The 13,816-nt window shown below is 72.7% G+C and carries 12 protein-coding genes; 5 read left to right on the forward strand and 7 right to left on the reverse strand.

The features are described from left to right. The first annotated feature begins 3 nt into the window (after positions 1–3). From aztB to aztD, 4 genes are all read left to right on the forward strand, one after another. Positions 4–867 (forward strand): zinc ABC transporter permease AztB, encoded by an 864-nt coding sequence (gene aztB / locus H300_RS0107475; RefSeq protein WP_028426940.1) that lies wholly within the window; start codon positions 4–6, stop codon positions 865–867. A gap of 10 nt (positions 868–877) precedes the next feature. Continuing rightward, on the forward strand, positions 878–2,113 hold the full coding sequence (locus H300_RS0107480; protein ID WP_028426941.1) for a hypothetical protein: 1,236 nt from the start codon (positions 878–880) through the stop codon (positions 2,111–2,113). After that, positions 2,110–3,102: a zinc ABC transporter substrate-binding protein AztC gene (aztC, locus tag H300_RS0107485; protein WP_028426942.1), complete on the forward strand. Its 993-nt coding sequence runs from the start codon at positions 2,110–2,112 to the stop codon at positions 3,100–3,102. The genes H300_RS0107480 and aztC overlap by 4 nt, the downstream gene beginning before the upstream one ends. Before the next feature lie 168 nt (positions 3,103–3,270). After that, positions 3,271–4,473, forward strand: a complete 1,203-nt coding sequence (aztD, locus tag H300_RS0107490) for a zinc metallochaperone AztD (protein WP_028426943.1) — start codon at positions 3,271–3,273, stop codon at positions 4,471–4,473. An 86-nt stretch (positions 4,474–4,559) separates the two neighbouring features. Here the strand turns inward: aztD and H300_RS0107495 are convergent, their stop codons facing one another. From H300_RS0107495 to H300_RS0107520, 6 genes are all read right to left on the reverse strand, one after another. Continuing rightward, positions 4,560–5,165, reverse strand: a complete 606-nt coding sequence (locus tag H300_RS0107495) for a hypothetical protein (RefSeq protein ID WP_028426944.1) — start codon at positions 5,163–5,165, stop codon at positions 4,560–4,562. Between the two features lie 266 nt (positions 5,166–5,431). Next, the gene (htpG, locus tag H300_RS0107500; protein ID WP_028426945.1) at positions 5,432–7,351 is read right to left on the reverse strand and encodes a molecular chaperone HtpG; all 1,920 of its coding nucleotides are present in this window, start codon (positions 7,349–7,351) and stop codon (positions 5,432–5,434) included. 152 nt (positions 7,352–7,503) lie between these two features. Further along, positions 7,504–8,154 carry a hypothetical protein gene (locus H300_RS0107505; protein WP_037979422.1) on the reverse strand — a complete coding sequence of 217 codons (651 nt, stop codon included), beginning with the start codon at positions 8,152–8,154 and terminating at the stop codon, positions 7,504–7,506. A 205-nt stretch (positions 8,155–8,359) separates the two neighbouring features. After that, entirely contained in the window at positions 8,360–10,693 is a 2,334-nt protein-coding gene (locus tag H300_RS0107510) for a tetratricopeptide repeat protein (RefSeq protein WP_106966741.1), read from the reverse strand. 90 nt (positions 10,694–10,783) lie between these two features. Next, complete coding sequence (locus H300_RS0107515; protein WP_028426948.1) at positions 10,784–11,407, reverse strand: DUF6879 family protein; 624 nt, start codon at positions 11,405–11,407, stop codon at positions 10,784–10,786. Continuing rightward, a complete protein-coding gene (locus H300_RS0107520) occupies positions 11,400–11,669 on the reverse strand; it encodes a hypothetical protein (RefSeq protein WP_028426949.1) in 270 nt (89 codons plus the stop codon). Before H300_RS0107520 ends, H300_RS0107515 begins: the two co-directional genes overlap by 8 nt. A 774-nt stretch (positions 11,670–12,443) precedes the next feature. Between H300_RS0107520 and H300_RS0107525 the strand changes: the two genes are divergently transcribed. Next, positions 12,444–12,908, forward strand: a complete 465-nt coding sequence (locus H300_RS0107525; protein ID WP_028426950.1) for a hypothetical protein — start codon at positions 12,444–12,446, stop codon at positions 12,906–12,908. A 176-nt stretch (positions 12,909–13,084) separates the two neighbouring features. Here H300_RS0107525 and H300_RS30955 read toward each other — a convergent pair whose 3' ends face one another. Then, the gene (locus tag H300_RS30955) at positions 13,085–13,696 is read right to left on the reverse strand and encodes a restriction endonuclease (protein WP_037979425.1); all 612 of its coding nucleotides are present in this window, start codon (positions 13,694–13,696) and stop codon (positions 13,085–13,087) included. Positions 13,697–13,816 lie beyond the last annotated feature (120 nt).

The following is a 13,816-nucleotide window of genomic DNA, read 5'->3' on the forward strand; positions in this document are numbered from 1 at the left end:
GGTATGGAGTGGTTGACGGCCCCGTTCGAGGCGGCCTTCGTGCAGCGAGCCCTGTGGGGCGGATTCCTGGTGTCCGCGATCTGCGCGCTCGCCGGGACCTGGGTGGTGCTCAGGGGCATGGCCTTCCTCGGCGACGCCATGTCCCACGGGCTGCTGCCGGGGGTGGCCCTGGCCTCGCTGCTCGGGGGCAATCTGCTCGTGGGGGCGGCGCTGAGCACCGCGGTCATGACCGCGGGGGTCACGGTGCTGGGGCGGAGTCCGCGGCTCTCCCAGGACACCGGGATCGGCCTGCTCTTCGTCGGCATGCTCTCCCTCGGCGTGATCATCGTGTCGCGCGCGCAGTCGTTCGCGGTGGACCTGACGGGTTTCCTCTTCGGTGACCTCCTCGCCGTCCGCCCGCAGGACCTGAGCCTGCTCGCCGGGGCGCTGCTGGTGGCCTCCGCCGTCTCGCTGCTCGGTCATCGGGCCTTCCTCGCCCTGGCGTTCGATCCCCGCAAGGCCCGGACCCTCGGCCTGCGGCCGCGCCTCGCGCACGCCGTGCTCCTGGGGCTGCTGGGCCTCGCGATCGTCGCCTCGTTCCACATCGTGGGAACGCTGCTCGTCCTCGGCCTGCTCATCGCCCCGCCGGCGGCGGCGCTGCCGTGGGCGCGCAGCGTCCGCGGGGTGATGCTGCGCGCGGCGCTCCTCGGTGCTGCGGCCGTGTTCGGCGGGCTGCTGCTGTCCTGGCACCTCGGCACCGCCGCCGGAGCGACCGTCTCGGCGCTCGCGGTGGGCCTGTTCTTCCTCTCCCACGCGGGTTCCGGGCTTCGGCACCGGCGCACCCGCGCCGCCGTCGCGCGCCCCCGAAGTCGACCGAGAGAAACTTGAGGCAATTGTCGTGACCGTCAGAAAGAACGTTACTGCGCGGCCTTCGGCCGCCCTGGTGCTCACCGCGCTGCTCGCCGCGGGCTGTGCGGGGGAGCAGACCAACACAGCCGCAGACCAGGCGAGTTCCCCGGCCGCCACGCCGCACGGGTACGTGGAGGGAGCGCAGGAGTCCGCCGAGCCGCAGTCCCGTCTGCTCCTCAACGATCCGGACAGCGGAGAGAGCCGGGTGCTCGACCTGATCAGCGGCGAGACGCACGAGACGGCACGGGTGGAAGGCGCCGTCCGGCTGACCACGGACGGCCGGTTCGGCTACCTCGGGACGGAGCGGTCCACCCACGTCCTCGACGGCGGCGCCTGGACCGTGGACCACGGCGATCACGTCCACTACTACCGCGCGGCGATACGCGACCTCGGGGAGCTCCCGGCGGGCCCGGGCGCCCGCGTCCGCAGCGACGCTGCCGTCACCGCGGTGACGGACACCGAAGGCCGGGCCGTGCTCCACGACCGCGCCGCACTGGAGGAGGGCGAACCCGGCTCTCCGGGGAAGATACCGGGGACGCACGCCGGAACCGTCATCCCGTACGCGGAGCACCTGCTGACCCTCGCGGAGGAGGACGGCGCGACGAGACTCGCGGTGCTCGACCGCGAGGGTCGGCCCGTCGCAGCGCCGCAGGCGGAGTGCGAGGAACCGCGGGGCGACGCCGTCACCCGCCGCGGCGCGGTGCTGGGCTGCGCCGACGGAGCCCTGCTGGTCGGCGCACAGGACGGCGCCTTCACCGCCGAGAAGATCCCCTACGGCGAGAAGGTCCCGGCGGAGCAACGGGCCGCCGGTTTCCAGCAGCGGCCCGGCAGCGACACCCTCACCGCGGCGGCCGGGGAGGACGCCGTATGGGTCCTGGACGTCACGGCGCGGACCTGGACCCGCGTGGAGACCGGACCCGTCGTCGCCGCCAACACGGCCGGCGAAGGCTCCCCGCTGCTCGTCCTGGAGACCGACGGCGCGCTGCACGGCTACGACGTCGCCGACGGGAGGGAGACCGCCCGCACTGATCCGCTCCTGACCGGGGAGCACCGGCCGGGCGCCGACGGAGGCGGACCCGTGATCGAGGTCGACCGCAGCCGGGCCTACGTGAACGACCCCGACGGCAGACGTGTCCACGAGATCGACTACGACGACGGCCTGCGCGTCGCCCGTTCCTTCGACCTCGACATCGAGCCGCACCTGATGGCGGAGACCGGCCGATGAGGAAGACGCACACGGGAACGACGCGGCACACCCGAGGGGCGGGGGCGCGGCGCGGCCTGCCGGCGCTCCTGCTCGCCCTGGTCACGCTCACCGCCGCCACCGCCTGCGCCACCGGGGGCACCCCGCCCCGGATCGTGGTCACGACCAACATCCTCGGCGACCTCACACGGCAGGTCGTCGGTGACGAGGCCGAGGTCACCGTGCTGATGAAGCCCAACGCCGATCCGCACTCCTTCGGCCTGTCGGCGGTCCAGGCGGCCGAACTGGAACGCGCGGACCTGGTGGTCTACAACGGCCTGGGCCTGGAGGAGAACGTGCTCCGGCACGTGGAGGCCGCCCACGAGTCCGGGGTGCCCACCTTCGGGGCCGCCGAGGCCGTCGACCCGCTCACCTTCCGGGCGAGCGGCGACGGCGGTCCCCAGGACGAGGCGGGGCAGCCCGACCCGCACTTCTGGACCGATCCGGACCGGGTGCGCACCGCGACCGGCCTGATAGCGGACCACGTGAGCGCACACGTCGGCGGTGTGGACGACGCCGCGATACGGGCCAACGCCGACCGCTACGCGCAGCGCCTGACGGACCTCGCCGCCTGGATGGAGGACTCCTTCGACCGCATCCCCGAGGACAGGCGCGCCCTGGTGACCAACCACCACGTCTTCGGCTACCTCGCCGAGCGGTTCGGATTCCGGGTGCTCGGAGCGGTCATCCCGAGCGGTACCACCCTCGCCTCGCCCAGCTCCTCCGATCTGCGCGCGCTCACCCGGGTGATGGAGGACGCCGGGGTGCGCGCCGTGTTCGCCGACTCCTCTCAGCCCGAACGGCTCGCGGAGGTGCTCCGCACGGAGGTGGGCGGCCACGTCGAGGTCGTCGCCCTCCACTCGGAGTCGCTGACCGCCGAGGGCGGGGGAGCCGACACCTACCTGCGGATGATGCGCGCCAACACCACCGCCATGACCGAGGCGCTCACCGACGGCCCACCCGGCGGCTGACAGCCGTCCCTCCCCGAAACTCGCCTCCGTCGCCCCCCGCTCCCTCGTCCCTCTCGACTCCGACCCCCGCCCCCGACCCCCGATGCCCGCCCACGGACGCCTGCCGGCCCGGCGGGCACGTCCGCCCCTCCCGCGCCGCCACGGCGCAACCCGGAAAGGAACACCACAGTGAACACCTCCCTACGCAGGAGAGCCCTCACGGGGACCGCACTCGCCCTGGCGGTCGCCACGGTCCTGACCGCCTGCGGGGCGGAGGACTCCTCGTCCTCCGACTCCCGGCCCGAGGACGCGTCCGGCGCCACGCCCGCCGCGGCGGTCCAGGACCCCCTCGTCGCCACCTTCGACGGAGGCCTCTACATCCTGGACGGCGAGACCCTCGAACTCACCGAGGAGATCGACCTGCCCGGCTTCAACCGGGTCAACCCCGCGGGCGACGAGGAGCACGTCGTCGTCTCCACCGACAGCGGCTTCCGATTCCTGAACGCCGCGGAGCGGACCTTCACCGACATCGAGTACAAGGGCGCCAAGCCCGGCCACGTCGTGCGGCACGCGGGCAGGACCGCGCTCTTCACCGACGGCACCGGACAGGTCGACGTCTTCGACCCCGCGGAGCTGGGCGGCGGAGAGAAGCCCGAGGGCCGCACCTACACCTCCGACGAGCCGCACCACGGCGTCGCCGTCGAGCTGGAGAACGGCGAACTCCTCAGCACCCTCGGCACCGAGGAGGAGCGCACCGGCGCGCTGGTGCTGGACGAGAACGACGAGGAGATCAAGCGCAGCGAGAACTGCCCCGGAGTCCACGGCGAAGCCGCCGCCGAAGGCGGAGCCGTCGCGGTGGGGTGCGAGGACGGCGTCCTGATCTACAAGGACGGCGACTTCACGAAGGTCGAGGCCCCCGACGCCTACGGCCGGATCGGAAACCAGGCGGGCAGCAACGCCTCCCCGATCCTCCTGGGTGACTACAAGACCGACCCCGACGCCGAACTGGAGCGTCCGACCCGGGTGTCCCTCATCGACACCGGGACGGCCGAACTGCGGCTGGCCGACCTGGACACCAGCTACTCCTTCCGCTCGCTGGGCCGCGGCCCGCACGGGGAGGCGCTCGTCCTCGGCACGAACGGCGTCCTCCACCTCATCGACCCGGAGTCGGGCGAGGTGGAGCAGGAGATCCCGGTCGTGGACGAGTGGCAGGAGCCGCTGGACTGGCAGCAGCCCCGGCCCACCCTCTTCGTCCGCGACCACACCGCCTACGTGTCGGAACCCGGGAAGAGCGCCGTGCACGCCGTCGACCTGGAGTCCGGCGAGAAGACCGCATCGGTGACGCTGCCGAAGAGCACCAACGAGCTGTCGGGCACGGTCGCGGGGCACTGACCCGCAACCGCCCGACGGTCCCGCGTCACGGTGGTTCCGATGCGCCGGAGGCCACCGTGACGCTTCCACCGGCCCGGGGCGCCGCATCAGGGGCGCAGGCCCGCCTGCTTGAGCGCGACGGCGGACAGCGCCGCGACGACCTCCGGGTCGCCGCGGCGCCATGCGTCCGCGAGGCCCCCCGCCGGCGTGGCGACCCTCATCAGGTCGCGCTGTGGTCCGGTGAGGGCGCGCAGGGCGAGCAGGTCGTCGCCCCCGGGGACACCGAGAAGGCGCCGGGTGGTCGCGCTGCGCCGCATCCAGAGCAGGCGCGGGGGAAGCCACAGCACCAGCACGAAGGCGACCGGGAGGACGATCAGGGCCAGGGCGGTCAGGTCGGCCACCTGGGTCACGGTGTCCTGCAACGACTGCCCGGCGTCGGAGAGGCCGGTGCCGGCCTCGGCTGCGGACTGGAAGGGCTTCTTGAGGGAATCCCCCAGCAGCGGTACGTCGGAGGCCGCGTCCCCCACGTTGTTGAGGCCTCGCGTGAGGTCGTCGCCCGCGTTCTCCGCCTGCCGCCCGGGTTCGGCCAGCATCATGATCGCGTCGCGCACGGCCAGCGCGAGTGCCACCGCGGCGACGATCAGGAGCACGGCGATCAGATCCCCGAGCGCCTGCCGGCTCCGGCGTGCTGGGGTCTGGGCGTAGAGGCGCATCGACGTGCTCCTGTTCTGGCGACGGCCCCGATGCGGGCCGGTGCCGGAGAGGAGGTGCCGGACGTCCGCGACAGGGACGGCCGGTTGGCCGGCCGTAGGTGGCACTCCGTTCTTCCACCGGTACCGGGTGCTAAACATGCCCGAATGCGTCTGCCTGCCCCGGTGCCCGTACGGGCACCGGGGCAGGCAGACTGCTCAGGAGGGCGTCAGGGGGAGGCCGGGTGGTCGCGGCCGGGCTCTTCGGCTCTGCCGGCCCGCGCCCGCGGCTACAGGGTGCCGGTCAGGCGGTCGGTGAGCAGCCGGGTGAAGTGCGCCGGGTCGGGCAGGTCGCCTCCTTCTGCGAGCAGCGCGCTGCCGTAGATCAGCTCGGCGGTCTCCGCCAGCGCGGGGTTCTCGGCGTTCGCGTCGTGCGCCGTGCGCAGGGCCGTGACGAGCGGGTGTGCGGGGTTGAGTTCCAGGGTCCGCTTGACCGGGGGGATCTGCTGGCCCATGGCCCGGTACATCTTCTCCAGAGTCGGGGTCACGTCGTGGGCGTCGCCGACGATGCAGGCCGCCGAGGTGGTCAGGCGTGAGGACAGGCGGACCTGCCTGACGTGTGCGGACAACGTCGTGGTCAGCCAGGGCAGCAGGGCGGCGAAGTCCTGCTCGCGCTGGGCCTTCTCGGCGTCGGTCTCCTTCTCGCCGTCGGCCGGGTCGTCGAGGTCGACCTGCCCCTTGGCGATGGACTGCAGACGGTGGCCGTCGAAGGCGGGCACCCGGTCCACCCACACCTCGTCGATGGGGTCGGTGAGGATCAGTACCTCGTAACCCCTGGCGGCGAAGGCCTCCATGTGCGGGGAGTTCTCCACCATCGCGCGGCTCTCGCCGGTCAGGTAGTAGACCGTGTCCTGGCCGTCCTTCATCCGCTCGACGTACTCGCGCAGCGTGGTGGTCTCCTCCGGGTCGTGGGTGGAGGCGGCCGACACCAGCCCCAGCAGGGCCTCGGTGCTGTCCGTGTCCTCGACCAGGCCTTCCTTGAGCGCCCGCCCGAACTGCTCCCACACCTTCGTGTAGCGCTCGGCGTCCTTGGCCTGCATGTCCTTGAGGGCGCCGAGGACCTTCTTGACCAGACGCCGGCGTACACCGTGGATCTGGCGGTCGTGCTGGAGGAGCTCGCGGGAGACGTTCAGCGACAGGTCGCGGGCATCCACGACGCCCTTGACGAAGCGCAGGTAGTGGGGCATGAGCGCTTCGCAGTCCTCCATGATGAACACCCGCTTGACGTACAGCTGCACGCCGCGCTTGGTCTCCTGGGAGAACAGGTCGAAGGGCGCCTGCGAGGGGATGAACAGCAGGGCCTCGTACTCGAAGGTGCCCTCGGCGCGCATGTGGACCGTCTCGGCCGGGGGCAACCAGTCGTGGCTGATCTGCTGGTAGAACTCGTTGTACTCGTCCTCGGTCACCTCGCTGCGTGAACGGGCCCACAGCGCCTTCATCGAGTTGAGCGTGTCGATGTCGCGGGTGGTCCCGCCCTCGGCGTCGGTGCGCTCGGTGGCCATCCGGATCGGCCAGCGGATGAAGTCCGAGTACTGCTTGACGATCTGGCGGATCTTCGCTTCGGAGAGGTAGTCGGCAAGCCCGTCCTCGCTGTCGTCGGGCTTGAGGTGCAGGGTGACCGAGGTGCCCACGGGCAGCCCGTCCACGGCCTCGACGGCGTAGGTGCCCTCGCCGTCGGACTCCCACCGGGTGCCGGAGCCGGTGCCGGCCCGCCGGGTGCGCAGGGTGACCTTGTCGGCGACCATGAACGCCGAGTAGAAGCCGACGCCGAACTGCCCGATCAGGTTCTCGGCGGTGGCGGCGTCCTTGGACTCCTCGATCTTCTCCAGCAGGCCGGCGGTGCCGGACTTGGCGATGGTGCCGATCAGCTCCACGAGATCGTCCCGGGTCATGCCGATCCCGTTGTCACGGACGGTCAGGGTGCGGGCGTCCTCGTCGACCTCCAGCGCGATGTGCAGGTCGGTGCTGCCGGTCTCGGCGAGGCTGGAGTCGGTCAGCGATTCCAGCCGCAGCTTGTCCAAGGCGTCGGAGGCGTTCGAGATCAGCTCGCGCAGGAAGATGTCCTTGTTCGAGTAGATCGAGTGGATCACCAGTCGGAGCAACTGGCGCGTCTCGGCCTGGAATTCCAGCGTCTCGACACTGCTGCTCATATCGTTCTCCTTCTGCGGGTACGTGATCACTTCTGCGAGTACGTCATCAACGGAGTCGGACTCGGGGCGGGGACGGACCGCTGTCCGTCGTCGGCGAGGTGTGAGTGGGCCAGAGCGCACCCGCGTGGTGGTGTGACTCTGCGTGGTGGTGGTCAGTCATCGTCAGCGGGGGTCGTCGTGTGCCGGTCTTCGAGGAACTGCAGATAGTGGACGAGGCCGGTGTGGCGGGCATCGAGGTAGGGACGCATGTCGGTCAGGGGTGCAATGAGCTCTGCGGCGTCGGCGGCACCCAGAGCGGCATGCAGGGCGGCCTGGGCTGAGCGCGCTTCGGGCGCGAGGTGGGCGAGTGCGACGATCTGTCCGGCGCGGCGGCGCAGTTCGGCGGCGTTGGCGCGGGCCCAGCCGGCGGTGGCGCGTTCCGCGGCCCTGGCCTGACGGGTGGCCGTCACGCGCTGCTCGCCGGTGGCGCCGACGGCGCCGGGGCGGCCGCGCAGGTAGCGCCGTTCGGCGGCCTGGCGGCTGGCGACGCCGAGGGGGCCGGCGAGGTCGGCCCAGCTGGCGCCCGCGTCACGGGCGGTCTCGATCAGCCCGGTCTCCCAGCCGGCGAGCTGCTCGCGCACCTGCCGCAGCAGCTTCAGGGAGGCCAGCGCCTGCTCGGGGCCGGGAGCAGCGGCGTCGGAGGTCTCGTGCCGGGCACCGCGCAGCGCGTCGTCCACGGCAGCCAAGGCCCCCGCGGCGGCGAGGAAGGACCCGGGGGTGCGTGCGTCGGTGCGAGCCGTGGACGGCCGGTCGGCTGCGGTCACGAGCACCTCCCCCAGAGGGTCATCAGGGCGACGACATGCAGCATGTCATCCGTCGGATGACATGCTGCATGTCGTCGGTGCAGCGCGTCGGCCGTCACCCGAATCTGCTGGAGGTGTGGCCAAGGCGTCGGAGTGCGGCCTCCGGACGCCGGGCGGATCATCGCCGGTCGCGTTCGTGCCAGGTTCCGAGGGCCGGCGGGGGCACTCAGCTGCCGGGGCCGGTCGGCCGCCGCTCCAGACGGGCGCGGAGCGCCGTCGCCCGAGGATCGGTGAAGGCGGCCAGGAGCGAAGCGGCCTCGGCCCGGTGCACCCTGGCCGCCCCCGGGTCCACGGGGAGTACCGCCTCCGCCAAGTGGGCGAGTTCGACGGCCAGTTCCCACGCGTCCCCCAGGTCGCGCTGCGCCGACACCGCACGGCGGTGGAAGGCGGGGGCTTCGTCGCGGCGTTCCAGCGCCGCGTAGGTGCGCCCGGTGCCGCGCCAGGCCAGGGCCTCCCGGCCGCGGTCGCCCAACCGGCGGTGGAGCATCGCCGACCGCTGGTAGGAGGCCAGCGCGTCGCCGTACTCCCCGCAGGCACGCTGGACGTCCCCGAGGGTGAGCAGCCAGAGGCCCTCCAGGCCGTGGTTGCGCAGGTTCAGCGCGAGGACGAGAGCCTCGTCGACGGCCTCGCGGGCGGCGTCGGGCCTCCCCTGTTCGAGCCGGAGCACCGCGGTGATCCACAGGATGTTGCCGATGCTCTGCTGGTCGCCCAGGGCGCGGTGGGCACCGAGCGCCTCCTCGGCGGCGGCGGAGGCCCGCTCCAGCCGACCCGCCTCCAGGTGGGCTCCGGAGAGGTTGGACAGGGCGGAGGCTGCCCAGCGTTCGACACCCGCACCCCGGAAGACCTCGATGGACCGGGCGAAGTACGCGGCAGCGGTGTCGAGTCGGCGTGCGCGGACATGGATCAGGCCGAGCAGGTTGCGGGTGTGCGCCTCCTCCACCGGGTCGCCCTCGGAAAGGGCGAGCGCGCGGTCCAGGCAGTCCACCGCCCGATCCAGCCGGTTCACGGAGCGGTGGGACATGCCGAGCTGGTTGAGCAGCAGCCGCTGCCCGGCGGGGTCCTCGCACCGCTTGGCGGAGTCCAGACCCACGGGCCCGAAGTCCAGCCAGTCCGCGAACGCCGCCGACGCCGAGAGCGCGCTCCACAGGACCGCGGTCAACTGCCAGGCGCGCCGGTGCAACCCGGCGGCCGCGGCGGCCCGTACGAGTCGGGGGAACGCCGCACGTTCGCGCTCCGCCCAGTCCGCGGCGGAGTCGTAGTCGGTGAACGGCAGGGGAGGCAGCCGGGTCGACGCATCGGCCAGTGCCAGGCGGTCCTCACCGGGCTGGAGCCAGGCCTGCGCGGCGTCCGCGGTGTGCAGGTACCAGTCGAGCAAGCGCCCGAGAGCTTCGCCGCGCCGCTCGGCCGGCTCCTCGCCGTTGGCCTGGTCGGCGGCGTAGGCGCGTAGCAGGTCGTGGAACTGGTAGCGGTCCGGGCCGTGCTGCTCCAGCAGATGCGCGCCCACGAGGTCGTCGAGCAGTTGCCGGGTGCGGTTGAGCGGCAGGTCCGCGAGCGCGGCTGCGGTGTGCAGCCCGAACTCCGGGCCGGGGTGGAGACCCAGGAGCCGGAACAGGCGCCCGCAATGCGCAGGCAGCGCCCGATAGGACCAGGCGAAGACGGTACGGACCGCTTCGGCCTCCTCTCCGCTTCCGGTGCTCAGCGCGTCCCACAGTGCGGACTCGTCGCGCAGGTCGGCGAGGAGCTCGTCGAGGTGCAGGTGCGGCCGGCCGGCGGCGCGCTCGGCGGCGATCCGCAGGGCCAGCGGCAGACGTGCGCACAGTCTCGCCAACTCGGTGAGCTTGGCGGGGTCGTCCTCCGGGCGGTAGTCCCGGGTCACGGCCCGCAGGAGCGCCACGGCCTCCGCCTCGGGGAGGGTCCCCAGGGTGATCCGGCGCGCCCCGTCGCGCACGGCAAGCCCGGACAGGCGGTCCCGGCTCGTCACGACGACCAGGCTGTCGCCGGTGCCTGGGAGCAGCGGACGTACCTGACCTGCCGAGGCCGCGTTGTCGAGCAGGACGAGCATCCGCCGGCCGGCGAGCAGCGAACGGTAGAGCGCCGCGGCGGCGTCCACGTCCTGCGGCACATCGCCCGGCGCCACGCCCAGTGCGCGGAGGAAGCGGCGCAGCGCCTCGCCGGCGGTGACCGGTTCCCCCGGGTCGTAGCCGCGCAGGTTGACGAACAACTGGCCGTCCGGGAAGCGTTCCGCGACCTGGTGGGCCCAGTGCAGAACGAGGGAGGTCTTGCCCGCACCGGCCGTTCCGGCCACGACGTGCACGGAGAAGACGACCCGCTCGCCGTCCCTGCCGCCCAGGACCGCGTTCAGTTCCCCCAACTCGCGTGTCCGGTTGACGAACGCGTGTGTGTCGGCCGGGAGTTGCCGGGGCCCGACGACCGCACGCCCCGATGCCTCCGGGCCCCGATGGAAGTGGATGTCGCCGCTGACGCTGCCGGCCTGCACCACGTCGCGTGAGGTGCCGGAGAGATCGTTCGAGGAGTTCTCGGGGCGCCGCGGGGGGTCTGCTGGTTGTCCGATGGGTGCGTCCCTTCCGGGTCAGGCCGCCGGAGGCGGCGGCAGCGGTGCGACGGAGTGCCGGAAGTAGCTCCCGATGTCCTCGGCTGCCGCGTATGCCTGCCGCAGGTACGCCGTCCACGGCTCCACGACGGTGGGCTCGGCGTAGCGGACCGCGCCGTCCGGCACACCGGCCGGGGTGTACTGCACGTGGAAGAGCACCCGGTCGTCCTGGACCGTCAACTCGGGCAGCAGCCCGTCGTGCTCGTCCCGGGCGACCGCCTCGGCCGGCAGGACCCGGACGCGTTCCCCGAACTCCGCACTGAGTCGCAGCGCGTGCAACTCCCACTGGACGTAAGGGGTCAGCGGCTCCTGGACCACGCGTACGCGGTGGAACACCGCACCCCGGGCCTCCTCCTCGGCCTGGACCCGGCGCAGCCCCTCGCGGTTCTCCCCGAGCGCGCGCAACGCCGCATCCCAGTCACCGCGCCGCAGCGCCTCCCGGGACGGATTGCCGAACTCCTCAAAGTGCTGGCGGCGTTCGAGCTTCCATGACGAGCCGTCGCGAATACGGACGTCCCGTGCGCGGAAGTCCCGGAGGTACTCGTCGTTGCCGAGCCGTCGACCGAGAGACGGAGGAAGCGCGGGAGCACGGAGGTCAAGCATCGGGAATGTCCGGCTTCGCCGCGCTCAGCATGCATCCGGGAATGACGACGAGGCGTTCGTCGCCCGCGAGAGTGACGCCCGCCGGTAACGACGGGCCGTAGTGCTCGGTCAGATCACGACCGATCACCGCGATGTCGCCGTTGCTGAGCTGCCATATGTCCGGACACTGCTCCCTGCCCTGAGAATTGCCCGACTCCCTCGCCGACTTGCCCAGCCGTTTGATGAACAGGGCCGTCGGGTCGGCCTCCCAGGCACGGGCCACGGTCTGCCACCTCCAGGTTCGGTGTTGCCCTCACGTGTCCCACGTCACAGTGGGTCACGGTGACGATACCGTGCGGCACCCACCCCGGGGAGGCGCGGAACGAGACGTTTCCCGGGAGCGGCGACGCGGTGGAGAGTGCCATTTCGGGCGCCGACGGCGTGCCGCGGTCCGCCCCGCCGGGGAAGGGAGGCGGTCTGTGGTGCGCTGCGGTGCCGGTGAGGTGCGGACCTTCGGGCGTCGGCCCGTCCGGGCCGGCGAGCAGTCCCGGTGCGACGTGGGCCGAAACCGGACGGTCGGGGGAGCGCGGCCCTCACCCGTTCGGAGGACGCGCCACGACGCTGGGAGGGTCGCACCCGGCCGCGGGCTCGCGGCAGTGTTTCCTCGCCCACGCGAAGGTGAACGGACGCGGAGACGGACGTGGATGTGGTGGTGGGGCGTCGGGGCACCGGGCCGGGGCCGCGCCGGTGTTCCGAGCGGCCCGCGCGGGCGGTGGCAGCAGGTTCAGCGCGGCTTCGGAGGAACTGCGGGCGGGCAAGGGTGCCCAGCGGCAGCAGTCCGGCCAGGAACGAGGCGGTCGGATGCCGTTCGCCCGGAGGGCCGACCCGTCCACCCGTGTGGACACCGGTACGGCACCCGGCGCAGACGGGAGCACGGTGAACGGCCCAGGCGCCGGTACGCGAAGCGCTACGACTTCATCCGAGGACGCTCCCGGGACTCGATGCGCCTCCTAACGTGGAAGCTTCGGGAGGAACGGCGATGTGGGGGTGGGTCGGCGTGGATCCGATATCGGTGGCGCTGCTCGCCGCCCTCGCGGGAGGAGCCGGAGGCGAAGCGGGACGGCAGGCGTGGGTGGGACTCAGCGCACTCGTACGGCTGCCGTTCCGTCGAGGCCAGGAGGACCCCGACGCGGCACCCGGGGCGAGTTCGGGAGCCGCGGAGCTGACCGGACTGGCCGAGGACCCCGCGAACCCGGACCGGGCGCATGACCTCAGCACCGCCCTGGCCGTACGCGCCGCAGCGGACGCGGACTTCCACCACGGATTGCGGCGATGGCACGCGCAGGCAGCGAAGATCGCCACCGGCGAGGGCCAGGTGCACAACACCGTCAGCGGCGGAACCCAGAGCGGACCGATTCTGCAGGGCCGCGACTTCTCCGGCATCACCTTCTCCGCACCGCACCCTTCCGAGCCCCCGACGTCGCGTGGCCCGGGGCCGGACCGCGGACCGGGGTCGGGCTGAACCGCGCAGCTCCGCGGCCGGAGGGCGCGGAACACCCGCCGTGCGCCGCCGGACCACGTCGGCCGGCCCCGAAGGGGCGGCGAGCTGAACCGCCCCGGGGAGCCGGACAGCGGGAGGCTGTCACCGGCGCCCGACTGCCCCTGCTCGGTCCACGTTTCGCCGGGGACCGCGAAGCGTCAGGACAGCGACGAGGGCCTTCTGGGCGCGGGCACGATCTGCAGCAACTCCCACAGTGGGCGGGCTTCAGCCGCCCACTCTCCCAGCAGCCGACGGTCGACCAGGTGCAGCCGCTGACTCCGCGCGAAGTCCGACGCCGGTTTGCTGAACCGCCCGTTCGTGACGAGGACGACGACATCCCCGCGGTGCACGGGCCGCCCGGTTCCGTTGAGTACCTGAAGGTCCGGGCTGCCCACCGCGGCACCTGCCGATCCCGCCCGGCGGTGCTTGCACTGGATGACCCAGCGCCGTCCGAACGGGTCCGTGGCCTTGACGTCGGCACCGGCGTCTCCCGCTCCGCCGACCTGCACTGCGTCCCGGCAGCCGTCGCGAAGCATCAGATCCCGTACGGCGTGCTCGAACTCGCTGTGGTGCAGCGCGTCGAGCCGGTCCAAGCAGTACCGGAGGGTGCGCATCGCGGCCTGCCGCCGCTCGGCTCGGCGCACCTTCCACGCCCACCATCCGCCTGCCGTGCAGAGGGCGAGGAGCAGTGCCGGCGGCAGCAGCCACAGGTGCGAGGCGAGCCACTGCAGGGCGAACCACGCGAGAGCGAGAGCGCCGAACACACGCATCAGCGTGTCCTCGCGCCGCCGCGCCGCGCGGGACTTCCGCCGTCCGGCCTTCCGGCGGCGGAGTGTCGCCGGGCGGGCCGTTGCCGGACGGGTCGCGCGTGAACGGCACCCCGCCGGGCG

This window comes from Streptomyces sp. TAA040, assembly GCF_000424845.1.

What these genes read in the sequence shown, in the direction of transcription:
- aztB (WP_028426940.1), top strand. Translation starts at nt 4, where the DNA reads ATGGAGTGGTTGACGGCCCCGTTCGAGGCGGCCTTCGTGCAGCGAGCC.
- aztC (WP_028426942.1), top strand. Translation starts at nt 2,110, where the DNA reads ATGAGGAAGACGCACACGGGAACGACGCGGCACACCCGAGGGGCGGGG.
- H300_RS0107495 (WP_028426944.1), bottom strand. Translation starts at nt 5,165, where the DNA reads ATGCGCCTCTACGCCCAGACCCCAGCACGCCGGAGCCGGCAGGCGCTC.
- htpG (WP_028426945.1), bottom strand. Translation starts at nt 7,351, where the DNA reads ATGAGCAGCAGTGTCGAGACGCTGGAATTCCAGGCCGAGACGCGCCAG.
- H300_RS0107515 (WP_028426948.1), bottom strand. Translation starts at nt 11,407, where the DNA reads ATGCTTGACCTCCGTGCTCCCGCGCTTCCTCCGTCTCTCGGTCGACGG.
- H300_RS30955 (WP_037979425.1), bottom strand. Translation starts at nt 13,696, where the DNA reads ATGCGTGTGTTCGGCGCTCTCGCTCTCGCGTGGTTCGCCCTGCAGTGG.